Source organism: Burkholderia paludis (assembly GCF_000732615.1).
Taxonomy (GTDB): domain Bacteria; phylum Pseudomonadota; class Gammaproteobacteria; order Burkholderiales; family Burkholderiaceae; genus Burkholderia; species Burkholderia paludis.
In genome coordinates, this window is record NZ_JPGL01000023.1 from 1 (window position 1) to 26583 (window position 26583).

The following is a 26583-nucleotide window of genomic DNA, read 5'->3' on the forward strand; positions in this document are numbered from 1 at the left end:
GCCCCCGCCCACCCGAGATGGCGATACCGATGCGCAAGAAGAAATCCCCCGTCAAAGACCTGCTGCTCACCCGCTACGCGCCGATCGCCGACGGTATCGCCGCGCTGTTCTTTCCCTGCGCGGAAGTCGTGATCCACGACCTGCACGACCAGACCGTGCTGTATCTCGCGAACAACCTGTCGAAGCGCGAGATCGGCGACGACTCCGCGCTCGAGGAAATCGATCATTCCGCCCGCGAGCGCGTGATCGGCCCGTACGAGAAGCTGAACTGGGACGGCCGGCGGATGCGCTGCGTCAGCAACGTGCTGTTCGACGACACCGGCCGCCCGGCCGGGATGATGTGCATCAACTTCAATATCGCGGTGTTCGACGAGGTGCGCGCGACGCTCGACCTGTTCATCAAGGGCGCGGGCGTCGTCGCCCAGCCGGATGAACTGTTCCGCGACGACTGGCAGGAGCGGATCAACACGTTCCTGCACGGCTGGCTGCGCGAGCGGCAGGTCGGGTTGAACGGGCTCACGCGCGAGCACCGGCGCGAGCTCGTCGAGGCGCTTTACGCGGAAGGCGCGTTTCGCGGCAAGAGCGCGGCGAACTACGTCGCGAACGTGCTCGGGATGGGCCGCGCGACGGTCTACAAGCACCTCAAGCACTTGAAGGAAACGCAGGGCGACGCTTGAGCGAACCGTCCCGCGCAGCCGGTTCGCCGCAACGCATGGCGGCTGCCGGCGCCGGCAGCCGCTACCGGGACGCCGCTTCCGTGTCTATGCTTCGTGATACGGCGGGCCCGCCCCTGTTGCCCATGACGCGGGCCGCGCCGAGGTGCCGATACATTAAATGATATAGTCCCGGTTACATTTTTTATCCGAACTGCTCATGACGACCATGCCCGCCCCGACTGCCCGCCCGACCCTGACCGTCGAAATCTGGTCCGACCTGATCTGTCCGTGGTGCTGGATCGGCAAGCGCCGCTTCGACGAGGCGCTCGCCGCATTCGCGCACGCCGACCGCGTGGACGTCGCGCTGCGCGCCTACCGGCTGATGCCCGGCCAGCCCGTCGAGCCGGTCGAGGCGATGCTCGCCGGCAAGTACCGGATGTCGCCCGCGCAGGTCGACCAGATGCTGCGCCAGGTGACCGATGCGGCCGCGAGCGTCGGGCTGCGCTACGACCTGCCCGGCACGCTCGTCGGCGATACGCTCGACGGCCACCGGCTCGTGAAGCTCGCGGAAGCGACCGGCCGGGCGCACACGCTGACCGAGCGGCTGTACCGCGCGTACTTCTGCGAACATGGCTCGCTGTTCGATCACGCCGAGCTGACCGAATTCGCGGTCGAGGCCGGCCTCGAGCGCTCGGCCGTCGACGCCGTGCTGCGCAGCGACGCGTACCGTGCCGAAGTCGAGGCCGACATCGCGCGCGCCGAGCAGATCGGCGGGCGCGGCGTGCCGCTGTTCGTGTTCGGCGGCCGCTACGCGGTGTCGGGCGCGCAGCCGGCCGACGCGTTCGCGCAGGCACTCGACCAGGCATGGCGCGACGGCATCGTCGAACTCGCCGGCAGCGACGCGGCCGCGTGCGGCCCCGACGGCTGCGAACTGCCCGCACGCGCATAGCGCGCCCCGTCGCGCGCATCGTGCGAATTTGACGAAGCCGTACGTCGGCCCGCCACTTTTGCGACAATGGCGGACCTTGATCCACGCGCCGCCGCCGACGCCGCATAACCGCCCGCATCCGATGTCGCTTCCCCATATCGATCTGCTGTACTCGCTGTCCGGCCTGTTCGTCGGCATCCTCGTCGGCCTGACGGGTGTCGGCGGCGGTTCGCTGATGACGCCGATCCTCGTGCTGCTGTTCGGCGTCCACCCCGCGACGGCGGTCGGCACCGACCTGCTGTACGCCGCCGCGACCAAGGCCACCGGCACGCTCGTCCACGGCCTGAAGGGTTCGATCGACTGGCGCATCACGGGCCGGCTCGCGGCGGGCAGCGTTCCGGCCGCGGCCGTCACGCTGTGGTGGCTTCACACGCACGGGATGAACTCGCCCGGCACCGCCCGGATGATCCAGCTCGTGCTCGGCGTCGCGCTGCTGCTCACGTCGCTCGCACTGATCTTCCGGCCGCAGCTCGCCGCGTTCGCGGCGCGCAATCCGCTCGCGCCGAGCCCCGCCCGCACGCTGTGGTCGACCGTGCTGACGGGCGCCGTGCTCGGCGTGCTCGTGTCGATGACGTCGGTCGGCGCCGGTGCGATCGGCGTAACCGTGCTGCTGCTGCTCTATCCGGCGCTCGCGACGACCCGCATCGTCGGTTCCGACATCGCGCACGCGGTGCCGCTCACGCTCGTCGCCGGCATGGGCCACTGGCTGCTCGGCTCGGTCGACTGGTCGATGCTGCTGTCGCTGCTGCTCGGCTCCCTGCCCGGCATCGTGCTCGGCAGCCTGCTGTCGGCGCGCGCGCCCGAGCGGCTGCTGCGCAACCTGCTCGCCGCGACGCTCGTCGCGGTCGGCGTGCGGCTCGTGCTCGCGTAGGCGAAGCAACCGCGATTCTCTCCAGGCGCGCGCCGGCCCGTCGCCGCCGCCAAATGAAAACAGCCCGACCGGCCGGTGCCGATCGGGCTGTCATCCGTTCGGGGCGGCGTTGTGCGCCGCCCGTCGCGCTTACTGCCCCTGCTGCTTCAGTTGCTGCTGCTTGAGCTGCTGCGTGCGCGCCTGCAGCTTCAACACGCGCTGCAGTGCGGTGCGGTTCGCGAGGATGCCATCGTAGAAGCTGGCGAGATCGCCCTTCAGCGCGGTGCGCGACGCGTCGTTCAGGTAGATCATGTGGCCCGACGGATAGTTCTTGATCGTCAGGTTCTGCGCCTTGAGCGTCGGGTCGAGCGGCATCTGCGCAAGCGTCAGCTCGGTCTGGTGGAACGGCGTGACGGCGTCGAAATAGCCGTTCGCCGACAGCACCTTCAGGTCCGGGTTCACGCTCATCGTCGACGCCAGGTCGCCGGCCGTGTACAGCGTATTGCCGCCGCCCTTGTTCGCGCCGGTCGGGTCCGTGTGGCTGAAGTCCCAGTTGTTGAAGACCTGGTCGTTCAGGTCCACGAACGACGACGTCGACGTGTACTTGAGGTCGGTGTTGATGTAGCTGTTCCACAGCACCGTGTACGCGCCGCCGACGTTCGTGATCGACGGATCGTTGCTGCCCGAGTTCGGCAGGATGTACGGCGCGATGCCCTTGCCCGTGAAGTTCGCGCGACCGTCGTACTGGCCGATCTGCGTGCCCGGCACGAGCGTCAGGAAGAACGTGTACGGCGGGTTGTCGTCCGACGACGGCACGTTGCCGAGCGCGGCCGGGTTGCCGAAGGTCTGGATCAGCGACGTCGGGTCCGTGCCGATGTACGAGCCCATCTGCTGCGCGGTCTGCAGGTTCAGGTTCAGCCGCACGTTCACGAGGCCGCCGTCCTGCGGGTTCGGCTTCTGCACCAGCGGGGCAAGCGTGTTGTCCGCATAGTTGCGCGCCTGGACCATGTACGCGTCGAGATTGGTCGGCGTCGGGTTGAGGGTCGTCCTCTTCCAGTAGAACGCGTCGGCCGCGAGCGTCGGGAAGATGCCCGCCGCGGACAGCGAGTTCGAGTAGTCGAGGATCGACGACTGCAGCGTGATCCCGTTCAGGTCGATGCCGTCCTCATGCAGCACCCACGACACGACCGCGCTGCGGGCGGTGCCATACGATTCGCCGTACAGGAACTTCGGCGAATTCCAGCGCGAGTACTTGGTCAGGTAGCGCTGGATGAAGCGGTCGATCGAGCGGGCGTCCTGGTCGGTGCCCCAGAAGTCCTTGTTTTTCGCCGGGGCGATCGCCGCCGAGTAACCGGTGCCGACCGGGTTGATGAACACGAGGTCGGTGCGGTCGAGCAGGCTGTCCGGGTTGTCGAGCAGCTTGTACGGCGAAGGCGGCGTGAAGTTCGGGAACGACGACTGCAGGCGCTTCGGCCCGTACGAGCCGAGCAGCAGGTAGACCGACGACGAGCCGGGGCCGCCGTTGTAGAAGAACGTGACCGGACGCGGCTTCGACGGGTCCGGATTGTCCTGCGTGTACGCCACGTAGAACATCTTCGCGTTCGGCGCCGACGTGGTCGGATCGATCGTGGTCAGGTGGCCCGTGGTGGCCGTGTAATTGATGGTCTTGCCGCCGATCGTGACCTGGCGGTGCACGACCGCGGCGCCTTCCGTCGAATCCGTGACCGCGTCGTTCGGCCCGGTGCCGTACACGTCGGTGTCGACGTACGGCTGGTCGGCCGCGGCCGCCGTCGTACCGGTGCTGGCCGACGAACTGCCGCCGGCCGTCGTCACGGCTGCGGCAGCGGCCGAGGCGGCCGGGCTCGACCCGTCGTCGCCGCCGCACCCCGTGACGAGCAGTGCTGCGGCCGCGGCGGCGGCGAGCGGCACGCTCAGTGTCGTTCCGAATAGCGCGAAACCGTCTTTCAAGGACTTCCGTGTCGTCATTATTGCCTCTCGAACAGAACGATAAATGTCGCCGGCCGCAAAGGATCATTTGCGCCGGCGCTCCGCACCGGGAATGCATTCGTTATGCGATGCACTCCGAGTTTTTTACCGAATCGGCAAATGCCGACCGGCACGATTTACCCCACCCATATTTTTCTCAACCCGTAATGGAATCAATTCCATTGCGGTCGACCATTCAATAATTCGCAGCAATGCGAATTCGCTGCACGCATCCGTTGACGCAGAAAATCGACGGCAAAAGCATGCCCCGCAAAGCCCGTCCGCTCTGGACGCCTCGCTTCGAACAGATAAACGATCCCCCTCGACGAAATGCCGATTAATCGCGCGACATCGACCAATCGCATTTCAAGCCGATTTAATAAAATCGAAAGGATCGATTAAACAAACAGAAAGGAATATCTCGTATCTGGAATTTATTAAATTAAGTGAAAATACCGGCGCATAATAGGACCCCGATTTAACGCCGTAAAGTAATAATTTGTTACGGAACTCGCCATTCCGAAAAAAGACGGTTCGGGACCGATTCCATGCGGCGCAAAAGAAAAAGCCGGACGACGGTCCGGCTTCGCGAGGGCTGTGCGGCGGGCGCCGTCAGAGCGGCACGTCGATCGTGCCGGCGCCGGCCGTGATCGCATTGGCGCCCGGCGCGGCCGAGATCGGCGGCAGGTTCGCACCCGTCAGCGCGGGCGCGGCGCCTGGCGTGCCGCCGCGCGGCACCGTGCGGATCACCTGCGACGGCGGCAGCGGCGCGTTGTTCTTCAGGTGCCGCCACATCAGGTTCAGCGCCTGCAGGTTGTAGTAGTGCACCGGCACGAAGCGCGTGTCGAAGCCCGGGACCGGCAGGAACGCGTCGAAGTGCTGACCGTTCGTCACTTCGTAGAACACGAGCTGGCTGCGCGCCCCCTCGCTGATGCCGTTCTGCGCGACGTAGGCGCGCGACGCGTGGTTCACCGGCACGAGCGCATCGCTGCGGCCCTGCACGATGATCGCCGGCTTGCCCTGCAGGTTCGCGTTCACGCGCACCGCGTCGACGTTCGCGGGCATCCCCAGCATCCCGTTCGTCCACAGCTGGCGCAGGCACAGCGCGCCCGCGAAGCTGGCATCGGGCGTCGCGAGCCGGTGGTCGATACCCGCGCCCGTGTTGAACACCAGGTCGATGCCGGCTGTCGGCGGCACGCCGTTGCCGACGCCGAACACGGCCGGCATCGGCGATGCGGCGGGCGGCGCGACGGCGCCCGTCGCCGGGTTCGTCGTCGCGAAGCTGAAATTGCACAGGTTGTCGGTCACGCGCGAGCGCGTGTACGCATTCGCATAGGTGACCGCGATCGCCGGAATCGCCTGCGAATCCCACATCGGCGCCTGCAGCAGGTCGGAATCGGCAAGGTAGCCGGCCGCGTGGAGCTGCGCGAGCGCGTCGGCGGCCTGGCTCTGCGTGTCGGCGCCCGACACGAGCCCGGCCGCGGCGAGCGTCGCGCAGCGCTGCGTGCGGATCGACTGCGTGGTCGCGACCGGCAGCGCGCTCAGGTACGGCGCGCCGGCGAGCGACGCCGATGCGGCCGCGCACGGCTGCAACAGGTTCGCGAGCGTCGCGTAGTCGGCCAGCGGCCGGCCGAACGACGGCACCGGCTGGCCGCCCGAGCGGACGACCGCGTTCGGCGCCATCCGCACGTTGATCTGCGGTTCGCCGACCACGACCGCGGTAATCCAGTTGCGGGTGTCCTGCTCGGCCGCCGCGAGCGCCGCGCCGCCGCCGTTGCTGACCGATGCGGCGATCGTCGTGATGTCGCCGGCGCGATAGCGCACGCCGTGATGCGAGCCGTCGATCAGCGGTCCGAACTGCTCGTTGAGCGCCCAGTACGCGAACTCGACCGACTGCAGCGTCACGCGGCCCCAGTCCTGCTCGGGATTCTGCTGCGAATGCGCGTGCTTGAACGCGTAGCGGTTCGGGAAACGGGCATTGAAGGCGGCGAGATCGCTGCTCGTCACGTTCGCGGTAAACAGGCTTGCGGTGCCGGCCAGTACGGCGTTGGCGAGCGTGCCGTCGATCAGCGTGACGGTGTCGGAACCGAGCTCGTGCGCGCCGTTGCCGCCGCCCTTGTCGTTGTAGGCGACCGCGCAGCCGCGCTTGAGCGCCCATTCGCCGGCCGCGGAAATCGCGCCGTACACGCCGCGCGAGCCCGACGACGTCGCGGTGACGATGCACGGCCGGGCAGGATCGAAGCCGGCGGGCACCTGCACGAGCAGCGTCACGTTCTTGCTGCCGCTGCCGTCGTCGGAGTACGCGAGATATTCGGTGCCGGGGATCTTGCCTTCGCCGAGCGTATCGTTGCCGTCGAGGTCGACGTTCGGCCCCCAGAAGCGGCCGTAGCCGCCGTTCCCGCTCATGTCCACGAGCGCGCGGTAGTTCGACCAGATCGCCAGCCGGCGCAGCTCGGCATTCGTCGGCCGCGATGCGTTCGCAAAACCGGGCGCGCTCGCGGCGCCGAGGCCCGTCTTGCCGAGGCCGGCGGTCAGCAGGTCGTCGCTCGCGCCGTCGTAGGCCATCGTGCGCACGCTGCCCGACACGAAGCCGGGCAACCGGTTGCGCTCGGCCGACGCGTCGTCGTTGCAGGCGCCGAGTATCGCGACCGCGGCCAGCGCCGCGCCGAAAACCATCCGCCTGCCCCAGCCGTGCCTCGTCATCGCCGCCCTCTCGGTATCGTTATCGGTCCGCCGCCGCGTCGCGCGCGGCTCGCGGCCGTTGAAACGCGACGGGCCCCGGCGTGCCGGGGCCCGCGCGACAGCGGGCGTACGCGGTGCTCGCGCGCCGCCGCCCGGCGTTATTGCTGCTGAACCGTCAGCCGGTTGGAGACCGACGTGACGCCCTTCACGCCCTTGGCCGCGGCTTCGGCCTTGTCGATCTGGTCCTGGGCCGGCATCGTGCCTTCCAGCGTGATCGCGCCGCCCTTCGAGCGCACGACGAGGTTCGCCACGTCCACGCCCTGTTCCTTCGTAATCGCCTTGCGCACCGCGTAGCCCAGCTTGCGGTTTGCCTTCTTCGCGGTTTTCGCCGCGGCCTTCGACGCGGCTGCCGGCGCCTCGGCGGCCGTGGCGTCGCTCGACTGCGCATACACGCTGCCCGACAGACAGGCCGCCACGGCGGCAACGCTCAACGCTCTCAACACGATCGACTTCATGCTATCTCCTTGTTACTCCGGAACGGCCATGCACAGAACGGCCGAATACCCCCAAAGACAGTCGGCCCGCGCGCGAACGGGCGGGACGGCCGGTGTATTCCACGGCGATGCGAGAGAGGCGAGACGGGCCGGCGGCCGGCGCGCGCGAAAGCGGGCCGGCCGGGCCGGGCAGCCGCCGGCCGGACGCGCCCGGTCTCATTGCGTGCCGGGTCGCGCGCGAATCGGGCGCGGCTGCGTCGCACAATGTAATCCAGCGCCCGCGGAAGCGCAAAGCTTTTGACGCGGCGGCCCCGCCGCTGTCGCCGCGCAGCCGCGCCCGACTCGCGCATGCGCGGCGAAACCGGGTACCATCGCCGCGAGACTCCGCATCGCCCGCGACGACCGTCACCGATGCGTCACGCCAGCGTCATCCGCCGACCCATGAAGCCAGCCCGCCCCCGCCCGCCCCGCCGCATCCTCGCCCGCTTCGTCGCGGTGTCGTGGCGCGACCTCGCGCTGTCGATCGGCCCCACCGTGCTGCTCGCCGCCGCGGCCGTCTGGCTCGCGGTCCGGCTGATCCAGCCGGCGCCGCCGTCCACCCTCGTGATTTCGTCCGGGCCGCCCGGCAGCACGTACTGGAATGCCGCGCAGAAGTACAAGGAGATCCTCGCGAAGAACGGCGTCACGCTCGACGTCCAGTCGTCCGAAGGGTCTGCCGAAAATCTCGCCCGGCTGTCGAACCCGAACGCGCCGGTCGACGTCGGTTTCGTTCAGAGCGGCATCGGCCCGAAGGAGCGCGACGAACACCTCGTGTCGCTCGGCAGCATCGGCTACGTGCCGCTCGCGATCATGTACCGCGGCCCGGTCGTCGCGCGCCTGTCCGACTTCAACGGCAAGCGGCTCGCGCTCGGCACGGAAGGCAGCGGCGCGCGCGAGCTGAGCCTCGCCCTGCTGAAAATGAACGGCATCGTGCCGGGCGGCTCGACCGAGCTGCTGCCGACCGCCGGCGAGGACGCCGCCACCGCGCTGCTCGAGGGCAAGATCGACGCGGCGTTCCTGTCCGGCGACTCGACGCAGATTCCGGTGATGGCGAAGCTGTTCCGCGCGCCGGGCGTGCACGTGTATTCGTTCACGCAGGCCGAGGCGTATGCGCGGCGCTTTCCGTACCTGACCGCGATCACGCTGCCGATGGGCGTCTACGATCTCGGCCGGAACCTGCCGCCCGCCGACATCCATACGGTCGCGCCGACGATCGAGCTGGTCGCGCGCGACTCGCTGCACCCCGCGCTGTCCGACCTGCTGATCGAGGCGGCGCGCGAGGTGCACGGCCATGCGACGATCCTGCAGCACGCGGGCGAGTTCCCGTCGCCCGTCACGCGCGGCTTCCCGCTGTCCGACGACGCCGCGCGCTACTACAAGTCGGGCAAGACCTTCCTGTACCGGCGGCTGCCGTTCTGGGTCGCAAGCCTCGTCGACCGGTTGCTGGTCGTGGTCGTGCCGCTGATCGTCGTGCTGATTCCCGGGTTGCGGCTCGTGCCGTCGCTGTACGGCTGGCGCGTGCGCTCGCGCATCTACCGCTGGTACGGCGCGCTGATCGCGCTCGAGCGCAGCGCGCTCGGCGAGCACACCGCAGAGGAACGCGTCCAGCTGCTCGACGAGCTGGACGACATCGAGGAAGCCGTGAACCGGATGAAGATGCCGCTCGCGTACGCCGGGCAGTTCTACGTGCTGCGCGAGCACATCGGCTTCGTGCGCGAGCGGCTCACCGCGCACGACCACGATGCGCCGGCGCATCCGCCCGGCACGGGCGGCCCGCCGGCGGCCGGCGCCGGGGCCGCGCCGCCGGCCGGCGATCCCCCCCGGGCGACTCCCGGTTCCGCATAGGCGGACGATCCGCGATCATTGCCGCATGCGCGCGCCGCCGCGTAACATGGAGGGCGGCGCCGCCGGGCGCGGCATGCGCCCCCACTGGAGATCGCCATGACAACCGGCCTCGATACCGCCCAGCCCGCCTGGTTCTTCGACTTCGTGTCGCCGTTCTCCTATCTGCTGCTGGAGCAGCACGACAAGTGGCCGGACGTGCCGTTCGAGCCGGTCGCCGTGTCGCTGGCCGACCTGCAGCGCCACTGGGGGCAGCGCCCGGGCGCCGAGGTGCCGGCCAAACGCGTGTTCACGTACCGTCACGCGCTGTTCCGCGCGGAACAGCTCGGCATCCGCTTCAAGATGCCGCCCGCGCATCCGTTCGATCCGGACAAGCTGCTGCGTCTCGCGATCGCGCTGCGCGCCGATATCGCGACCGTGCTGGAGATGTTCCGCTTCATCTGGCGCGACGGCAACGATCCGTCGACGCCGGAAGGCTTCGCGGCGCTGTGCGAGCGCGTCGGCGTCGGCCACGGCGACGCGCTGATCGAATTCGAGGGGACCGCCGCGCAACTGGCCCGCAACAACGCCGACGCGATCGCGCTCGGCGTGTTCGGCGTACCGACCTTCTGGATGAACCGGCAACTGTTCTGGGGCGAGGACGCGCTGCCGATGGTGCTGTACTGCGCGCGCACGCCGAACTGGCTCGAATCGCACGAGGTCACGCGCATCAGCACGCTGCCCAAGGGGCGGGCGTGATGGCCGGTATTACGCACGGCAACGCGCGGCTGCGGTAAGGTTAGGGGCCGTTCTCGCGGCCACCCCGCATGACGGGATCCATGCCCCGGGAATGCCCGGTTCGCATCCCGACCGCCTCCAATTTCGCCCGAATCACCCCGCATCGATGGAAGACGACGACCGTACCGCCTCGCTCGACATCTGGCTCGTGCGCGTATTGCGCACGCTGCTGCTCGAGCGCAGCGTCACGCAGGCCGCCCTGCGGTTGAACCAGACCCAGCCCGCGATCAGCACCGCGCTGCGCAAGCTGCGCGAGACGCTGAACGACCCGATCCTCGTGCGCGGCAAATCCGGAATGGTGCCGACCGAATATGGCGCGTCGCTGCTCGAAGCCGCGTCGCGCGCGCTGCGCGAAGTGGACTTCATCGCGACGCCGCACGGCGATTTCGATCCGTCTTCCGCGCGACGCACGTTCCGCGTCGCCGCGCCCGACTACCTGAACGATTTCTTCATGCCGACGCTGATCGAGCGCTTTCGCGACGCGGCGCCGCATGCGCACCTGGAAATCGATTCGCTGAATCCCGCGCTCGACCATGCGGGCGCGCTCGAATCGGGCGCGCTCGATCTCGTGATCGGCAACTGGCCGAAGCCCGACCCGCAGTTCGCGCGCCAGGACCTGTTCTCCGACACGATCGTGTGCCTGATGCGCGATGCGCACCCGCTAGCGCACGTGCCGCTCACGCGCGAGGCCTACGCGTCGGCCGCACATGTCGCGCCCACGCCGTACACCGGCGACAAGCGCAATGCGATCGAGATCGGCCTCGCACGCGCGCGCCTCGCGCGACGCATCGTGACGACGCTGCCGTATTTCGGGATCGTGCCGCAGGTACTGCTGCAGGCGGACCTGATCTTCACGACGACGCGCCGCTTCGCGACGCACTATGCGCAGTTGCTGCCGCTCGTCGTCGTCACGCCGCCCGTGCCGTTCCCGCGCATCAAGAGCTACCTGCTCACGCATCCGCAGCCCGACCGCCCGACCGACGTCGCCTGGCTGTGCGCGCTGATGCAGAGCGTGTCCGACGAGCTGACGGTCGCCCGCGGCCGCAAGCGCTGAGCCGCCGCGCGGCCGCTCAGGCCGTGCAGAACGTTTCCTGCAGATGCGTCCAGCGCACGACGCCCGCCGCGTCGCACTCGAACACGGCCGTCGCGCGACGGGCGGGCAGCGCGCCCGATGCCGCATGCTGCGCTTCGAGATAGGTGATCGTCGCATGCGACGCGTCGGCGGCGAGCACGCGGGTTTCCGACAACGCGATGCGCAGCCCCGGCTTCGCGCCGGCGAGCTTCGCGAACAGCGCACGCGTGCCGTCGAGGTCGACCGCGCGGCCGTCGGTCAGGATCATCGTGAAATCGGTGGAGAACGGCGCGAGCAGTGCGTCGAGCGACGCAGGCGCGGTGTCGGCGCCGGACAGCCAGCGCTCGATGGCGACGAGGCTCGCTTCGAGCGCGTCGAGATAAACCCGGTGATCGGACATGGTGCGTGCACGAAAAAAGACGCGGCCCGCTGCCGCGCGTCGTCGTGCAGTGTATGCAAAAACGCGCCGCGATGCGCCGGCGACACGGTGTTACCGCGCACAGGCCGCGTCGTCGCGCGCAGGCGCCGACGCGGCTGCCTTCGCATCGGCCACCGGCATGCCCGAACGCGCCTGCAGCAGTTCCGCGCACACGGCCACCGCGATCGCGCCCGGCGCCTTGTCGACGATGCCGGCGACGCCGATCGGGCACACCATCTCCACCAGCCTCGCCGGATCGACGCCGCGCGCGGCCAGCCGGCGCTCGAACTTCACGCGCTTGGTGCGCGAGCCGATCATCCCGAAGTACGCGAAATCGCGCCGCCGCATGATCCGCGCGGCGAGCGAGAAATCGAGCGCGTGGTTGTGCGTCATCACGAGGAAGTACGTGCCGGGCGGCGCGGCGTCGACCACCGCCTCCGGCGTGTCGGTCGGCTCCGGCTGCACGTTCGGCGGACATTCGTCCGGGAACAGTTCGTCGCGCGTGTCGACCCACTGCACGACGCACGGCAGCGCGCCGAGCAGCGTGACGAGCGCGTGACCGACGTGCCCCGCACCGAACAGCACGACGTGCATCGGCACCGGCGTGCCGCTCGCGCGGTTGCGCCGGCCGGTGCCCTGCGCGAACGCCGGGACCGGCGCGGCGCGAAGCGAGCGGGCGGGGCCGTTCACGTCAGCCTCCGTCGGGCCGTCCCGGGGGAGCAGACCACCCCCTCGGGGGGCAGCGAACGCAGTGAGCGCGGAAGTCGTTTCATATCGACCTCCGCCGGGCCGTACCAGGGCGACTGACTGCCCCCGTCGGGGGCGGCGAACGAAGCGGGCGGGGAGCGTTTCATCTCAGCCTGCCCGACCCGCGCGCACCGCCTGCACGGCACGCAGGATCGATTCGCCGGTGGCCGGCGCGTCGAGCGGCGGGTTCACCCGGTAATCGCCGACCGCCGCGACCGCGTCGCGCACCGCGAAGAACACCGAGAACGGCAGCAGCAGCGGCGGCTCGCCGACGGCCTTCGAACGGTGGATGCTGTCCTCGACGTTGCGGTTCTGGAACAGCCGCACGTTGAATTCGGGCGGCGTGTCGTTCACCGTCGGGATCTTGTACGTGGACGGCGCGTGCGTCATCAGCTTGCCGCCCTTGTTCCACCACAGCTCCTCGGTCGTGAGCCAGCCCATCCCCTGGATGAACGCGCCTTCGACCTGGCCGATGTCGAGCGCCGGGTTCAGCGACGCGCCCACGTCGTGCAGCGCATCGACGCGCAGCGTGCGCATCTCGCCCGTCAGCGTGTCGATCACGACTTCCGACACGGCGGCGCCGTACGAATAGTAGTAGAACGGCCGGCCCTGCAGCTTCGACTGGTCCCAGTACAGCTTCGGCGTCGCGTAGAAGCCGTCCGACCACAGCTGCACGCGCGCGAGGTACGCCTTCGCGATCACTTCGCCGAACGGCACGCCGTGACCGCCGATCCACACGACGTCGTTGCCGAACTTCACGTCCGCCGCATCGGCCTTGCCGTCGCCGAACTGCTTCGCCGCGAACACCGCGAGCCGCTCGCGCAACTGGCGCGCCGCATCCTGCGCGGCCTTGCCGTTCAGGTCGGAGCCCGTCGACGCGGCCGTCGCGGACGTGTTCGCGACCTTGCTCGTGTCGGTCGCCGTCACGCGGATCCGGCTGAAGCGGATGCCGAGCTCGTGCGCGACGACCTGCGCGACCTTCGTGTTGAGCCCCTGCCCCATCTCCGTGCCGCCGTGGTTCACGAGCACCGAGCCGTCGGTATAGATGTGCACCAGCGCGCCGGCCTGGTTGAAATGCGTGACGTTGAACGCGATGCCGAACTTCACCGGCGTGAGCGCGATGCCCTTCTTCAGCACCGTGTTGCGCGCGTTGAATGCGCGCACGCCCGCGCGCCGCGCGCGGTAGTCGCTCGTCGTCTCGAGTTCGCCGAGCAGTTCCTGCAGCACGTTGTCCTCGACCGTCTGCCCGTACGGCGTCACGTTGCGTTCGGTCTTGCCGTACAGGTTCGCGTAGCGCACGTCGAGCGGATCGCGGTCGAGCGAACGCGCGATGTCGTCCAGGATGTACTCGATCGCGAACGCGCCTTGCGGGCCGCCGAAGCCGCGGAACGCGGTGTTCGACTGCGTGTTGGTCTTGCCGCAATAGCCGGCGATGTCGACGTCGCCCAGCCAGTACGCATTGTCGAAATGGCAGACCGCGCGCGTCATCACCGGGCCCGACAGGTCGGCGGAAAAGCCGCAGCGCGACGTCATGTCGAGCGCCACGCCGTCGATGCGGCCGTCGTCGTCGTAGCCGACGTCGAAGCGGTAATGAAAGTCGTGCCGCTTGCCGGTGATCATCATGTCGTCGTCGCGGTCCGGGCGCAGCTTCACCGGGCACAGCAGCTTCCACGCGGCGAGCGCCGCACAGCACGCGAACAGGCCCGACTGCGATTCCTTGCCGCCGAACCCGCCGCCCATCCGGCGGCATTCGACGAGCACGTTGTGCGACGCGACGCCGAGCACGTGCGCGACCAGGTGCTGCATCTCGCTCGGATGCTGCGTCGAGCAGTACACGTGCATCCCGTCGTCGTCCTTCGGCACCGCGTACGCGATCTGCCCTTCGAGGTAGAACTGCTCCTGGCCGCCGAGCAGCATCTCGCCCGACTCGCGGTGCGGCGCGGCGGCAAGCCGCGCGGCCGCGTCGCCGCGCGCGAGCTTCAGCGGCGGGATCACGTAGGTTTCGGCCCGACGCGCTTCCTGTGCGGTCAGGATCGCCGGCAGTTCCTCGTAGTCGACCTGCGCGCGGCGCGCGGCGAGCCGCGCGGTTTCGTGCGACGTCGCGACGACCATGAACATCGGCTGGCCGACGAACTGCACGATGCCCTTGGCGAGCACCGGGTCGTCGTGAATGATCGGGCCGCAATCGTTGACGCCGGGAATGTCGTCGGCCGTGAACACGGCGACCACGCCCGGCGTCGCGCGCACCGCGTCGAAGTTCATCGACACGATCCGCGCGTGCGGCTTCGCCGACAGCCCGAGCGCCGCGTGCAGCGTGCCCGCGACGGTCGGGATGTCGTCGGTGTAGGTGGCGCGTCCGCTGACGTGCAGGTGCGCGGATTCATGCGCGCGCGATACGTGGACCTGCGCGGCGTCGGCTTGCGGATCGAGGGTGCTCAGGAACGGTTCTGCTTGCTGGTTCATCGTCGGGGTTCTCCGTCTTCAGACGCACGCCGCGCCGGTGCCGGCTTCGGCGGCCACTTCGCGCACGCTGAGGGCGTGCGGCGGCAGCGGATCGTGCGGGCGCGTCTCCAGCCAGAAGCGGTACATCAGGTTCTTCGCGGTATCGAGACGGTAGGTGCTCGTCGCGCGCATGTCGGAGAGCGGTTGATAGTCGCGCTCGAGCGCCTGCATCGCGGCCTGCGCGGTGGCCTCGTGCCACTGCGCGCCGTCGAGCACGGCTTCGGTGGCGGTCGCGCGCTTGGGCGTCGCGGCCATCCCGCCGAACGCGATGCGCGGCTCGCGGAGCGTGTCGCCGTCCGCGATGAACGCGAACGCCGCGCAGACGGCCGAGATGTCGGAGTCGAACCGCTTCGACAGCTTGTAGGTGCGGAACTGCAGCTTCTCGCGCGCGCCGGTGCGGGTCGGCACCTTCAGGCCGACGACGAATTCCTCCGGCGCCATGTCCTTCTGCTGGTAGCCCGTATAGAGCGCCTCGAGCGGCAGCTCGCGCACCGTGTCGCCGCCGCGCAGCACGACCCGCGCGCCGAGCGCGATCAGGCCCGGCATCGAGTCGCCGATCGGCGAGCCGTTCGCGACGTTGCCGCCGATCGTGCCGGCATTGCGGATCGGCAGCGACGCGAAGCGCTTCCACATCTCGGTCAGTTCCGGATACGTGCCGGCGAGCGCCGCATATGCCTTCTCGACCGTCACGCCCGCGCCGATCTCGATCCAGTCGTCGCGCTCCACGACGCGCCGCAGTTCGGCGATCTGGCCGACGTAGATCAGGTCGTCGAGCCGGCGCATCTGCTTCGTGACCCACAGGCCGATATCGGTGCTGCCCGCGAGAATGCGCGCGTCGGGCCGCGCGGCCTTCAGCGCCGCCAGCGCGTCGAGCGTGCGCGGCGCCGCGAAGCGCGCGCCGCCGGCCGTCGTGTAGTCGAACGTGTCGTCGCGCCGGAGCGACGCGAGCGTGCGGGCCAGCGCGGCCGCGTCGACCGGCGCCGACGCGCCTTCGCCTGCCGCGCCGAACATCTGCACGGCCGCATCGACGATCGGGCGGTAGCCGGTGCAGCGGCACAGGTTGCCCGTCAGCGCATCGGCGATCTCGGTGCGCGTCGGCACGCTCGTCTCCTTCGCGCACGCGCCGCCGCCGCAGCCTTCGTGGCCGTGCTTCTCGTACAGCGCCCACATCGACATCACGAAACCGGGCGTGCAGAACCCGCATTGCGAACCGTGGCAATCGACCATCGCCTGCTGCACCGGGTGCAGCGTGCCGTCCGGCTGGCGCAGGTCCTCGACCGTCAGCAGCGCCCGGCCGTCGAGTGTCGGCAGGAACTGGATGCAAGCGTTGACGGCCTTGAACTCGACCGCGCCGGTATCGGTCAGCTCGCCGACGACGACCGTGCACGCGCCGCAGTCGCCTTCCGCGCAGCCTTCCTTGGTGCCGGTGCAATGCGCGTCCTCGCGCAGGTACTGCAGCACGGTGCGGGTGACGTCCGCGCCGCTGACTTCGCGGATCGCGTGACGATGGTAGAAGCGGATCGGCTCACTCATGTCTCTATGATTCTTCAAATGGGGGCTAGGCGGCCTGCGGCGTGCGCTCGACCGACGTCTTTCTGACAGTTTGCACGCTATCACCGTCAAATCTCGCAACCCATAGCCCATCACGCATGAGGCCCATATAACTGCCGCGATATGGGCCCGGACGAAGCGCCGGCGCCGTCCGGCGCGTTGCCCCGCGACGCGCCGCGCGCCGATCCGCATCGCCGGGACGCGCCCGACGAAATCGGGTCGCGATTAACTAAATGGTACCTGCGTGAAAACCGGTTCCATGGGAAAATCCCGATTCCGTTTTTCGCCGCCTCCCGTTCCGTCACGTTTCACCCATTCGTTCCGACCCCATGTCCACCGATTCCGCCATACCGCCGCGCAGCGGGTTCGCGGTCACGCTGCAAATCGTGTCCGTCGTCTGCTTCACGTTCATCTGCTACCTGACCATCGGCCTGCCGCTCGCGGTGCTGCCGGGCTTCGTCCACGACGATCTCGGCTTTTCCGCGATCGTCGCGGGCGGCGCGATCAGCGTCCAGTATTTCGCGACGCTCGCGTCGCGGCCGCTCGCCGGGCGCCTGGCCGACACGCTCGGCCCGAAGCAGACGGTGCTGCGCGGGCTGATCGGCTGCGGCGTGTCGGGCGTGCTGCTGCTGGTGGCCCTGCTGCTGGCGCACTGGCCGGTCGCGAGCCTCGTGCTGCTGGTCGGGAGCCGGCTCGTGCTCGGCGTCGGCGAGAGCCTGTGCGGCACCGGCGCGATCCTGTGGGGTATCGGGCGGGTCGGCGTCACGCACAACGCGAAGGTGATCTCGTGGAACGGCATCGCGACCTACGGCGCGCTCGCGCTCGGCGCGCCGGTCGGCGTCGCGATCGCGCATACGCTGAATCCGGCGCTGATCGGCGTGATCGTGATCGCGCTGGCCGCCGCCGGCTTCTACCTCGCGCGCCTGATCGCTTCCGTGCCGCTCGTGCACGGCGAACGGATGTCGTATGCGAGCGTGTTCACGCGCGTGCTGCCGCACGGCCTCGGCCTCGCGCTCGGCTCCGCCGGCTTCGGGTCGATCGCGACCTTCGTCACGCTGTATTACGCGGCGCGCCACTGGCCCAACGCCGCGCTGTCGCTGACCGTGTTCGGCACGCTGTTCATCGGCGCGCGCCTGCTGTTCGCGAACACGATCAAGACCTACGGCGGTTTCCGCGTCGCGATCGTGTCGTTTGCGTTCGAGTGCGCGGGCCTCGTGCTGCTGTGGCTCGCGCCCGTGCCGCACGTGGCGCTCGTCGGCGCCGCGCTGACGGGCTTCGGCTTCGCGCTGATCTTCCCGGCGCTCGGCGTCGAGGCCGTCGCGCTCGTGCCGCCCGCGAGCCGCGGCGCGGCGCTGTCCGCGTATTCGGTGTTCCTCGACCTGTCGCTCGGCATCACGGGCCCGCTCGCCGGCTATGTCGCGGGCGCGTTCGGCTATCCGCAGGTGTTCCTGTTCGCGGCCGCCGCGGCGGCGGCGGGCGTCGCGCTGTCGATGGTGCTGTACCAGCGGCAGGCCCGGATGGCGGGAAGCGGCGCGGCCGCCTGAGCGCGCCGGCCCGTTGCACGGCGGCCGGTCGCGCAGCGGCCGCCGAGGCAAGTGCCCAAAGAAAAAGCCCGCATCGCGCGGGCTTTTTCTTGTGTTGCGGCCGGCATGCCGGCTGCCGCGCTCACGCCGTCCGCAGCAACAACCGGCGCGTCAGGTCGAACGCGACCAGATTGCCGGCCACCACGAGCAGCAGCCCGATCACCGCGAGCGGCGACCACTGGTAGCCCTCGAACACCGTCGACACGGCCAGCGCGACGATCGGAAACAGCACCGTGCAATACGCCGCGCGCTCCGGCCCGATCCGGCCGACGAGGGTCAGATAGGCGGTAAAGCCGATCACCGAGCCCGGTACGGCCAGATAGACCAGCGCGCCCAGATAGCGCGGGCTCATGTCGGGCGCAAACGGCAACCCGGCCGCCGCGCTGCCGACGGTCAGGATCGCCGCACCGATCAGCATCGCCCAGCCGTTGGTCGCGAGCGGATGCAGCCCCATCGACTGCATCCGGCTCGACAGCAGGTTGCCGGCCGAGAAGCACATCGTGCCCGCGAATGCGATCGCAAGCCCCGTCCAGGTCGCGTGGTCGTCGAGATGGCCGGCCATCTGCTGCCAGAACAGGCATGCGATGCCGGCCAGGCCGAGCAGCGCGCCGGCGATCGCCGACGGCCGCAGCGGGCGACCCATGAACAACCGGCCGTTGATCGAGTTCAGCAGCGGCGCGGTCGAGAAGATCACGGCGACGAGGCCGCTCGGCACGACCTGCTCCGCATAGTAGAAACACAGGAAGTTCAGGCAGAACAGCGCGAAGCCCTGCGCGACGAGGTAGCGCCACGCTTCGCGCGGCGGGCGGGCCGGCCGGCGCATCACGCGCAGCAGCGCGAACAGCACGGCGGCCGCGAGCCAGAAGCGCCACGCGATCGACACGGGCGGCGGCACCGAGCCGAGCTGCCACTTGATCGCGATCCAGGTGGTGCCCCAGATCAGCACGGTGACGAAATAAAGCGACAGGTTCATGGCGACATCCGGAAATCGGGTGAAACGGGATTTCGACTATGCCGCCGGCCGGTGCGCGCCGATTGTCCGGATTTGCGGTCTTTTTCGGGCCGCCGCACGCGCCGCCGTGCGCCCGCTTATACTCGGCGCATCATGAGCTTCTCCCTCTCCGCCCCGCCCGTCGACCGCGCCGCCGCCCTGGCCGGCGGCGACCTGCCGTTCGGCCTGCAGTCGGTCTGCCGCACGCTCGCCGAAGCGAACGCGACGCTCGAGCGCTTCGCGTGGCTCGGCGACCATCTCGCGATCGCCGAATGGACGCGCATCACCGACGAAAGCGAGACGATCTACGATCAGCCGGGCCACCACACGCTGTCGTGCTACCTCGACGGCGGCTACCGGACGGAACGCCAGCGCGTGCCGCGCTACGGCGCGCCGAGCCTGCTGTGCGCGCTGCCGGGCGACCATGAATCGCGCTGGTGGGTGCGCGGCGAGATGCACTTCATCCACCTGTATTTCCTGCCCGAGCACTTCACGCAGCGCGCGATCCGCGAGCTCGACCGCGAGCCGCGCGAACTGAAGCTCGCCGACCGCACCTATTTCGAGGATGCGCGCGTCGCCGCCCTGCTCCGGGGGCTCGCGCTCGAAGGCTGGGACGACGCCGACGAACGGCTGCGCGTGAACGAAACCGCGCACGAAGTGATGAGCCTGCTGCTGCGCGGGCAGAGCACGACGCGCACCGATACGTCGTTCCGCGGCGGGCTCGCGCCGGCCGTGCGCCGCCGCGTGCGCGACTACATCGACACGTACCTGACTCAGCCGCTGACGCTCGGCGAGCTCGCCGACGTCGCCGCGCTGTCGGAATACCACTTCTCGCGGATGTTCCGGCTGTCGTTCGGCCGCGCGCCGCACGCGTGGGTGGCCGAACAGCGGCTGGCGCGGGCGCGCGAGTTGCTGCGCACGACCTCGCTGCCGCTCGCGCAGATCGCGGCCGATTGCGGCTACGCGAACGCCGGCCACTTCAGCCACCGCTTTCGCGATGCGCACGGCACGACGCCGAATACCTACCGGCGCGCGATGCAGGGCCGCTGAGCGCGGCCCGCCGGCGGCTTAAGCGCCGCGTCGCGACAGTTCCTGCTCGAGCGCCGCGACGCCGGCCGGCAGGTCGATCGGCACCTTCAGGTCGACCATCGTGCGGCCGAACGCATGCAGCGTGCGGAACAGGTTGTGTTCGCGGCACTGCTCGCCCATCTGCCCGATCCGTACGATCGGCAACCCGAACGAGCCCGAAATCTCGACCTGGTAGTGCTTCGAGATATGGCCGCAGACCATCCCCGGCGTAAGCCCTTCCGGCGTCTCGATCCCGACCACCGAGTTGAGACGGCACGCCTTCGGCGCATAGAGCTTGAGCCCCATCGACTCGACGCCCGCCTGCAGCGCGAGCGAGCAGCGCAGATGGCGGGCGAAGCGGCTTTCGAGCGTCTCCGCGCAGACGAGCCGCAACGCCTCGTGCAGCGCCAGCACGCCCGACACGGGCGCCGTGTAGTGGTAGCCCGCGTTGTGCCAGAAGTTCTCCGCGAGCGCCATGTCGAGGCACCAGTGCGCGTTCGGCTCCGGGCGATGCTTCATGCGCTCCCACGCGGCATCGGAGAACGCGATCAGCGACACGCCCGGGATCGACGACAGCCCCTTCTGGCCGCCGGTGATCACCGCGTCGATGCCCCACGCGTCCATCTCGAGCGGCATCGTCGACAGCGTGCACACCGCATCGACGACGACCAGCGCGCCGGCCGCCTTCGCGAGCGCCGCGATGTCGCGCAGGTCGCGGTTCCACACGGTGTTCGACGTCTCACCCTGCACGATCGTGACGATCTCGGGCCGTTCGCGGGCAATCGCGTCGGCAATCTCGTCGAGGCTCGCGACCGAGCGATCGGCCACTTCGAGCGTCGCGATCTCGGCGCCGACGCGCGTGGCCATCTCGGCCATCCGCGCGCTGAAGAAGCCGTTGCGGATCGACAGCACGCGCGTGCCGCGCCATGCCAGGTTCGAGATCGCCATTTCCATCGCGGCCGAACCGGGGCCCGCGACACCGAGCACCCACTTCGTGCGCGTCTGGAACACATAGCGCCCCATCTCCTTCACCTGCTCGATGATCTTCGCCATCGTCGCGCCGAGGTGGTTGATCACGACCGCGTTCGCCTTCGCCACGGCGGCCGGGATCGGAACCGGGCCGGCCCCCATCATCAGCAGCGGTTCTTCGGGCAGGATCGCGTCGAGCGGCACGACGACGGGACAGGGAATCGGCGAGTAATCGATGGACATGGCTGGTCAGAGGTGAAGAAAGGAAGTGCACGGACGCTCGCCGCGCTGCCTGGCGAACTGATCGATCATTCCGCGTTCCGCGGCCTCGCGCAAGAGGCACACGCGACCGGACAGCGCGCCGGTGGCCCGGTCGCCCGACCGGGCCGGCCGGCCGAGCGGCATTGCCTGCCGGCGCGCGGGATTCGAAAGGCAATCCCGGCCGGTAGTGAAACGGTTCCATCCGCGCGATTTTCTCCGCCAATAACGCCGTGATTCCCCGATACCGACGGTTCAGCACGACTTGCGTATCGAAAAAATAGGCCGGATGCGCGATAAAAATCGCCACATGGAATCCAAAAACGCAATGCACGCATGCGCCTAAAAACATCTATTATCGCGGCATGTATTGGGGATCGATTGCATCCATTACCGGAGCGAGCCCGATGAAATTCCAATCAAGTCATTGATTCAAATAACAAATATTCGTCACGCCGACGTACACCCCAATATCCTGCCGCCTTTGAACGGCAGGCGCCCGAGGCGTCGCCGCGTTTAACCGGTACCTTCTATTTCGATTTTCCGCAACCCGCCCCTTTTCTCAGGTTGACGGATATCGCTTCTGTATTGAACAATCATCTGCGGAATCGAAAAAAACGATTTTTCGATACGAAGGAGAACTGGGGGCCGTGCGATGCGCTTTCGAGGTTGCGCGGCGAAAAATCACTACCATAATCAATCAACCGGGCCAGAAATACGCGAGCCATGAACCAGATTCAGACCATGCGTGTATTCGTCTGCGTCGCCGAGCAGCAGAGCTTCCGGCGCGCGGCGCACCATCTCGGCGTGTCCAATGCACTCGTCACGCGTTCGATCGCGATGCTCGAGGGCCACCTGAACACACGGCTGATCCACCGCACCACGCGCAACCTGTCGCTTACCGAGGCCGGTGTGCGCTACCTCGACGGCTGCCGTGCGCTGCTCGAGGAATTCGACCACCTCGAATCGTCCGTCGCGCACGCCGTGCGCGAACCGGCCGGCACGCTGCGCGTCGTCGCGTCGGGCCTGCTGTCGCCGCTTGCGCTGACGCCGCTCGTCAGCAGCTTCCGGCACCGCTACCCCGAGTTGCGCGTGCAACTGACCGTTGCCGAAGGGCCGCTCGACGTACTCGATTCGGGTTACGACGTCGGCATCGTCACGGGCAACCGGCTCGAAGGCAATCCGACGCTGATCGGCCACGCACTCGCGCCGAACCCGTTCGTCGCATGCGCGGCGCCCGCCTATCTGGAGCGACGCGGCGAGCCGCGCCTGCCCGACGACCTGCCGGGCCACGACTGGGTCACGCTCGCGCCGCACCAGCACGCGCCCGCGTGGCAACTGGTCGGTCACGACGGCGTCGCGCATTCCGTCACGGTGCGCCCGGCCTGCACGGTCAACCAGCTCGCGCTCGTCCAGGCGGCCGCCGTGGCCGGCGCCGGCATCGCGGTGCTGCCCGAGCCGTGCGTCGCCGACGCACTCGCCAGCGGCAAGCTCGTCCGGCTGATGGCCGGCTACCGGATCGACGATCCCGACACGCAGCTGTCGCTCGTCTACCCGAACCGCCAGTACGTGCCGGCCCGCACGCGCAGCTTCGTCGAGCACGCGCTCGATCACTTCAGCGCACCGGCGGCCCGCGAGCGGACCGACTACGGCTTCATCCGGCCGTCACGCGGGCCCGAACGCGCCGACATCGTCACGGGCCTGCAGTAAACTGCGCGCGTCAGCCATTGGAGGTGCAGCGTGCGCGTGATCCTGTTCAGCAGCCGGCAGTACGACGGCGATTCGTTTACCGCCGCCAACCGGCAGTTCGGCTATCGGCTGCACTTCCAGCCGTCGCACCTCGACGCGGAAACGGCGATCCTCGCGCACGGCTACGACGTCGTCTGTCCGTTCGTCAACGACACCGTCGACGCGGCCGTGCTCGAACGGCTGGCGGACGGCGGCACGCGCCTGATCGCGCTGCGCTCGGCGGGCTTCAATCACGTCGACCTGGCCGCCGCCGAGCGGCTCGGCATCACGGTCGTACGCGTGCCCGCCTATTCGCCGCACGCGGTCGCCGAGCATGCGGTCGCGCTGATCCTCGCGCTCAATCGCCGGCTGCCGCGCGCCGTCGCGCGCACCCGCGAAGGCGACTTCTCGCTGAACGGCCTGCTCGGCTTCGACCTGCACGGCAAGACCGTCGGCGTGATCGGCACCGGCATCATCGGCAGCGTGTTCGCGAAGATCATGATGGGCTTCGGGATGCACGTGCTCGCGCACTCGGTGCCGCCGTACAACGACGAGCTGATCGCGTTCGGCGCACGCTACGTCGGGCTCGACGAGTTGCTGCGCCACGCCGACATCGTCAGCCTGCACTGCCCGCTGCTGCCGTCGACGCACCATTTGATCAACGAGCGGACGCTCGCGCAGATGAAGCACGGCGCGATGCTGATCAACACGGGCCGCGGCGGCCTCGTCGATGCGCAGGCATTGATCGACTCGCTCAAGAGCGGCCAGCTCGGCCATCTCGGGCTCGACGTGTACGAAGAGGAAAGCGGGCTGTTCTTCGAGGATCACTCCGACCTGCCGCTGCAGGACGACGTGCTCGCGCGCCTGCTGACGTTCCCGAACGTGATCGTCACGTCGCACCAGGCGTTCTTCACGCGCGAGGCGCTGGCCGAGATCGCGCACACGACGCTGCTGAACATCGAGGCATGGCATGCGGGCACGCCCGCCAACGTCGTGAGCGCGGCCCGCTGAATCGGCGCGTCCGGGTTCCCTATCCGGATTCAGGCAACAATTCCGCACTTTGTTTCGACTGATGTAACGCGGCCCGCGCACGGTCTGATATCGTTGCGCCGACGTTCTCCCCTGCCCGTGCCGCCCATGCGTTTCGACGACTCCGACATCGCCGCCGTCTATCGCGCCATTTTCGAACGGCGCGACATGCGCCACTTCACGCCGGCGCCCGTCGATCCGGCCGCGCTCGCGCGGTTGCTGCGCGCGGCGCATCACGCGCCGAGCGTCGGCTTCATGCAGCCGTGGCGCTTCATCCGCATCACCGATCCCGCGCTGCGCACCGCGATCCATGCGCTGGTCGAGGCCGAGCGCCGCGCGACCGCCCACGCGCTCGGCGAGCGCCAGGACGAATTCATGCGGCTGAAGGTCGAAGGCGTGCGCGAATCCGGCGAACTGCTGGTCGTCGCGCTCGCGGACGGCCGCGAGCGCCACGTGTTCGGCCGCCGCACGCTGCCGGAGATGGATCTCGCGTCCGCCGCGTGCGCGATCCAGAACATGTGGCTCGCAGCCCGCGCCGAAGGGCTCGGGATGGGCTGGGTGTCGCTGTTCGACGTCGATGCGCTGCGCGCGCTGCTGCGCATGCCCGACGGCGCGAAGCCGATCGCCGTGCTGTGCATCGGGCACGTCGACGCGTTCTATGCGAAGCCGATGCTCGAGGAGGAGCGCTGGGCCGCGCGCATGCCGCTCGAAGCGTGCCTGTACGAGAACGGCTGGGACGATCCGGCCGCGCTCGACGCCGCCGGCGGGCCATCGACGCCTGCCGACGCGCCGGCGGATGCCGATACGGCAGGTGCAGGTACATCGACCGCAAGCGCCAGCGGGCCATCGACGCTTGTCGACGTACCGGCAGACGCCGATACGGCAGGTGCAGGCGCATCGACCGCAAACGCCAGCGATCCATTGAAACGCGCCGTCTGACGCCCGCCCCCGCCGCCGCCCGCGGCCGGTTTCCGGCCGCATAGCCGGGCGAATCCCACACTGTGAGCATCGCTGCGGCGGCCGCGTCGCACGCCGGCAACATCCGTTTTGACCCCGCGCTTAGGGGTTTTCACTGAAGTAGAATCGCGGCTGTCGTCCGTCGTCCGCTTCACCGTCCGCCCGTCCCGCGCATCCTGCGCCCGGCCCGGGCGACGGCCTTTCCCGAGCCTACCGCGATGCCCCTGCCTCTTTTCGCCCTCGCCGTCGCCGCATTTGGAATCGGTACTACCGAGTTCGTGATCATGGGGCTGCTGCCCAATGTCGCGCGCGATCTCGGCGTGTCGATCCCGGCCGCCGGGATGCTCGTGTCGGGCTATGCGCTCGGCGTGACGATCGGCGCGCCGATCCTCGCGGTCGTCACCGCGAAAATGCCGCGCAAGCGCGCGCTGATGGGCCTGATCGGGCTGTTCATCGCCGGCAACCTGCTCTGCGCGATCGCCCCGGACTATGCGGTGCTGATGGCCGCGCGCGTCGTCACCGCGTTCTGCCACGGCGCGTTCTTCGGAATCGGCTCGGTGGTCGCGAGCAACCTCGTCGCGCCGAACCGCCGCGCACAGGCGATCGCGCTGATGTTCACCGGCCTCACGCTCGCGAACGTGCTCGGCGTGCCGCTCGGCACCGCGCTCGGCCAGGCGTTCGGCTGGCGCGCGACATTCTGGGCCGTCACCGGCATCGGCATCGCCGCGGCCGCCGCGCTCGCCGTGTGCCTGCCGAAGCATCTCGCGATGCCCGACACCAGCATCACGCGCGAATTCAGCGTGCTGAAACACCCGCAGGTGCTGATGGTGCTCGGCATCAGCGTGCTCGCCTCCGCGAGCCTGTTCAGCGTGTTCACGTACATCACGCCGATCCTCGAGGACGTGACGGGCTTCTCGCCGCGCCAGGTCACCTACGTGCTGCTGCTGTTCGGCCTCGGGCTGACGGTCGGCGGCACGCTCGGCGGCAAGCTCGCCGACTGGCGCCGGATGCCGTCGCTGATCGCCACGCTTGCGCTGATCGGCCTCGTCCTCGCGCTGTTCGCCGGCACGATGCACGCGCCGTTCGCCGCACTCGCGACGATCTTCGTCTGGGGCATCCTCGCGTTCGCGATCGTGCCGCCGCTGCAGATCCTGATCGTCGATCGCGCGAGCGATGCACCGAACCTAGCGTCGACGCTGAACCAGGGCGCGTTCAACCTCGGCAACGCGACCGGCGCATGGCTCGGCGGGATGGCGATCGGCTCGGGCGTGCCGCTCGTGAACCTGCCGTGGGTCGGCGTCGCGATGGCCGTCGCGGCGCTGGCGCTCACGCTGTGGTCGGCATCGCTCGAGCGGCGCCCGGTGGTCGCGCCGAGCGAATACGTGTAATGCGACGG

Annotated in this window: 21 protein-coding genes; 12 read left to right on the top strand and 9 right to left on the bottom strand. The window is 69.0% G+C overall.

Features of this window, described 5'->3' with window-relative positions:
- From GQ56_RS0115585 to GQ56_RS0115595, 3 genes are all read left to right on the top strand, one after another.
- Positions 1-677 (top strand): helix-turn-helix transcriptional regulator (locus tag GQ56_RS0115585; RefSeq protein ID WP_031399533.1); only part of this gene is annotated, 677 nt, incomplete at its 5' end.
- A gap of 196 nt (positions 678-873) precedes the next feature.
- Entirely contained in the window at positions 874-1605 is a 732-nt protein-coding gene (locus GQ56_RS0115590; RefSeq protein ID WP_031399534.1) for a DsbA family oxidoreductase, read from the top strand.
- Between the two features lie 121 nt (positions 1606-1726).
- Entirely contained in the window at positions 1727-2515 is a 789-nt protein-coding gene (locus GQ56_RS0115595; protein WP_031399535.1) for a sulfite exporter TauE/SafE family protein, read from the top strand.
- A gap of 129 nt (positions 2516-2644) precedes the next feature.
- Here GQ56_RS0115595 and GQ56_RS0115600 read toward each other — a convergent pair whose 3' ends face one another.
- The 3 genes from GQ56_RS0115600 to GQ56_RS0115610 form a co-directional block, all read right to left on the bottom strand.
- Positions 2645-4480, bottom strand: coding sequence for a S10 family peptidase (locus tag GQ56_RS0115600; protein WP_031399536.1), 1836 nt, complete (start codon positions 4478-4480; stop codon positions 2645-2647).
- A gap of 612 nt (positions 4481-5092) precedes the next feature.
- Positions 5093-7183 carry a D-(-)-3-hydroxybutyrate oligomer hydrolase gene (locus tag GQ56_RS0115605; RefSeq protein ID WP_031399537.1) on the bottom strand — a complete coding sequence of 697 codons (2091 nt, stop codon included), beginning with the start codon at positions 7181-7183 and terminating at the stop codon, positions 5093-5095.
- A gap of 137 nt (positions 7184-7320) precedes the next feature.
- Positions 7321-7677: a BON domain-containing protein gene (locus GQ56_RS0115610; protein WP_031399538.1), complete on the bottom strand. Its 357-nt coding sequence runs from the start codon at positions 7675-7677 to the stop codon at positions 7321-7323.
- A 420-nt stretch (positions 7678-8097) separates the two neighbouring features.
- Between GQ56_RS0115610 and GQ56_RS0115615 the strand changes: the two genes are divergently transcribed.
- The 3 genes from GQ56_RS0115615 (at position 8098) to GQ56_RS0115625 (ending at position 11368) form a co-directional block, all read left to right on the top strand.
- Positions 8098-9540, top strand: a complete 1443-nt coding sequence (locus GQ56_RS0115615; RefSeq protein WP_031399539.1) for a TAXI family TRAP transporter solute-binding subunit — start codon at positions 8098-8100, stop codon at positions 9538-9540.
- Between the two features lie 96 nt (positions 9541-9636).
- A complete protein-coding gene (locus GQ56_RS0115620; RefSeq protein WP_031399540.1) occupies positions 9637-10275 on the top strand; it encodes a DsbA family protein in 639 nt (212 codons plus the stop codon).
- Positions 10276-10420: 145 nt separating this feature from the next.
- The gene (locus tag GQ56_RS0115625) at positions 10421-11368 is read left to right on the top strand and encodes a LysR family transcriptional regulator (protein WP_031399541.1); all 948 of its coding nucleotides are present in this window, start codon (positions 10421-10423) and stop codon (positions 11366-11368) included.
- A 16-nt stretch (positions 11369-11384) separates the two neighbouring features.
- Here GQ56_RS0115625 and GQ56_RS0115630 read toward each other — a convergent pair whose 3' ends face one another.
- From GQ56_RS0115630 to xdhA, 4 genes are all read right to left on the bottom strand, one after another.
- Positions 11385-11786: a polyketide cyclase gene (locus GQ56_RS0115630; RefSeq protein ID WP_031399542.1), complete on the bottom strand. Its 402-nt coding sequence runs from the start codon at positions 11784-11786 to the stop codon at positions 11385-11387.
- Between the two features lie 90 nt (positions 11787-11876).
- Complete coding sequence (gene xdhC / locus GQ56_RS0115635; protein WP_052007262.1) at positions 11877-12494, bottom strand: xanthine dehydrogenase accessory protein XdhC; 618 nt, start codon at positions 12492-12494, stop codon at positions 11877-11879.
- Positions 12495-12659: 165 nt separating this feature from the next.
- Positions 12660-15014, bottom strand: coding sequence for a xanthine dehydrogenase molybdopterin binding subunit (xdhB, locus tag GQ56_RS0115640; RefSeq protein ID WP_031399544.1), 2355 nt, complete (start codon positions 15012-15014; stop codon positions 12660-12662).
- 18 nt (positions 15015-15032) lie between these two features.
- Positions 15033-16586: a xanthine dehydrogenase small subunit gene (xdhA, locus tag GQ56_RS0115645; RefSeq protein ID WP_031399545.1), complete on the bottom strand. Its 1554-nt coding sequence runs from the start codon at positions 16584-16586 to the stop codon at positions 15033-15035.
- Positions 16587-16933: 347 nt separating this feature from the next.
- On the opposite strand from xdhA, the gene GQ56_RS0115650 reads away from it, so the two are divergent.
- Positions 16934-18148, top strand: coding sequence for an MFS transporter (locus GQ56_RS0115650; protein ID WP_031399546.1), 1215 nt, complete (start codon positions 16934-16936; stop codon positions 18146-18148).
- A gap of 121 nt (positions 18149-18269) precedes the next feature.
- Here the strand turns inward: GQ56_RS0115650 and GQ56_RS0115655 are convergent, their stop codons facing one another.
- Positions 18270-19160: a DMT family transporter gene (locus tag GQ56_RS0115655; RefSeq protein WP_031399547.1), complete on the bottom strand. Its 891-nt coding sequence runs from the start codon at positions 19158-19160 to the stop codon at positions 18270-18272.
- A gap of 132 nt (positions 19161-19292) precedes the next feature.
- Here GQ56_RS0115655 and GQ56_RS0115660 point away from each other — a divergent pair, with 132 nt between their 5' ends.
- Entirely contained in the window at positions 19293-20228 is a 936-nt protein-coding gene (locus GQ56_RS0115660) for an AraC family transcriptional regulator (protein WP_031399548.1), read from the top strand.
- 18 nt (positions 20229-20246) lie between these two features.
- Here the strand turns inward: GQ56_RS0115660 and GQ56_RS0115665 are convergent, their stop codons facing one another.
- Complete coding sequence (locus GQ56_RS0115665) at positions 20247-21458, bottom strand: pyridoxal-phosphate-dependent aminotransferase family protein (RefSeq protein WP_031399549.1); 1212 nt, start codon at positions 21456-21458, stop codon at positions 20247-20249.
- Between the two features lie 741 nt (positions 21459-22199).
- On the opposite strand from GQ56_RS0115665, the gene GQ56_RS0115675 reads away from it, so the two are divergent.
- The 4 genes from GQ56_RS0115675 (at position 22200) to GQ56_RS0115690 (ending at position 26575) form a co-directional block, all read left to right on the top strand.
- On the top strand, positions 22200-23183 hold the full coding sequence (locus GQ56_RS0115675; RefSeq protein WP_031399550.1) for a LysR family transcriptional regulator: 984 nt from the start codon (positions 22200-22202) through the stop codon (positions 23181-23183).
- A 30-nt stretch (positions 23184-23213) separates the two neighbouring features.
- Positions 23214-24212, top strand: a complete 999-nt coding sequence (locus GQ56_RS0115680) for a 2-hydroxyacid dehydrogenase (RefSeq protein WP_031399551.1) — start codon at positions 23214-23216, stop codon at positions 24210-24212.
- A 126-nt stretch (positions 24213-24338) separates the two neighbouring features.
- Positions 24339-25169, top strand: coding sequence for a 5,6-dimethylbenzimidazole synthase (bluB, locus tag GQ56_RS0115685; RefSeq protein ID WP_235212702.1), 831 nt, complete (start codon positions 24339-24341; stop codon positions 25167-25169).
- 236 nt (positions 25170-25405) lie between these two features.
- Positions 25406-26575 (top strand): MFS transporter, encoded by a 1170-nt coding sequence (locus tag GQ56_RS0115690; RefSeq protein WP_031399553.1) that lies wholly within the window; start codon positions 25406-25408, stop codon positions 26573-26575.
- Positions 26576-26583: the final 8 nt, after the last annotated feature.

Bases quoted from the DNA above. Each gene is read 5' to 3' on its own strand.
- GQ56_RS0115590 (WP_031399534.1), top strand. From the start codon at position 874: ATGACGACCATGCCCGCCCCGACTGCCCGCCCGACCCTGACCGTCGAA.
- GQ56_RS0115595 (WP_031399535.1), top strand. From the start codon at position 1,727: ATGTCGCTTCCCCATATCGATCTGCTGTACTCGCTGTCCGGCCTGTTC.
- GQ56_RS0115600 (WP_031399536.1), bottom strand. From the start codon at position 4,480: ATGACGACACGGAAGTCCTTGAAAGACGGTTTCGCGCTATTCGGAACG.
- GQ56_RS0115605 (WP_031399537.1), bottom strand. From the start codon at position 7,183: ATGACGAGGCACGGCTGGGGCAGGCGGATGGTTTTCGGCGCGGCGCTG.
- GQ56_RS0115610 (WP_031399538.1), bottom strand. From the start codon at position 7,677: ATGAAGTCGATCGTGTTGAGAGCGTTGAGCGTTGCCGCCGTGGCGGCC.
- GQ56_RS0115615 (WP_031399539.1), top strand. From the start codon at position 8,098: ATGAAGCCAGCCCGCCCCCGCCCGCCCCGCCGCATCCTCGCCCGCTTC.
- GQ56_RS0115620 (WP_031399540.1), top strand. From the start codon at position 9,637: ATGACAACCGGCCTCGATACCGCCCAGCCCGCCTGGTTCTTCGACTTC.
- GQ56_RS0115625 (WP_031399541.1), top strand. From the start codon at position 10,421: ATGGAAGACGACGACCGTACCGCCTCGCTCGACATCTGGCTCGTGCGC.
- GQ56_RS0115630 (WP_031399542.1), bottom strand. From the start codon at position 11,786: ATGTCCGATCACCGGGTTTATCTCGACGCGCTCGAAGCGAGCCTCGTC.
- xdhB (WP_031399544.1), bottom strand. From the start codon at position 15,014: ATGAACCAGCAAGCAGAACCGTTCCTGAGCACCCTCGATCCGCAAGCC.
- xdhA (WP_031399545.1), bottom strand. From the start codon at position 16,586: ATGAGTGAGCCGATCCGCTTCTACCATCGTCACGCGATCCGCGAAGTC.
- GQ56_RS0115650 (WP_031399546.1), top strand. From the start codon at position 16,934: ATGTCCACCGATTCCGCCATACCGCCGCGCAGCGGGTTCGCGGTCACG.
- GQ56_RS0115655 (WP_031399547.1), bottom strand. From the start codon at position 19,160: ATGAACCTGTCGCTTTATTTCGTCACCGTGCTGATCTGGGGCACCACC.
- GQ56_RS0115660 (WP_031399548.1), top strand. From the start codon at position 19,293: ATGAGCTTCTCCCTCTCCGCCCCGCCCGTCGACCGCGCCGCCGCCCTG.
- GQ56_RS0115665 (WP_031399549.1), bottom strand. From the start codon at position 21,458: ATGTCCATCGATTACTCGCCGATTCCCTGTCCCGTCGTCGTGCCGCTC.
- GQ56_RS0115675 (WP_031399550.1), top strand. From the start codon at position 22,200: ATGAACCAGATTCAGACCATGCGTGTATTCGTCTGCGTCGCCGAGCAG.
- bluB (WP_235212702.1), top strand. From the start codon at position 24,339: ATGCGTTTCGACGACTCCGACATCGCCGCCGTCTATCGCGCCATTTTC.
- GQ56_RS0115690 (WP_031399553.1), top strand. From the start codon at position 25,406: ATGCCCCTGCCTCTTTTCGCCCTCGCCGTCGCCGCATTTGGAATCGGT.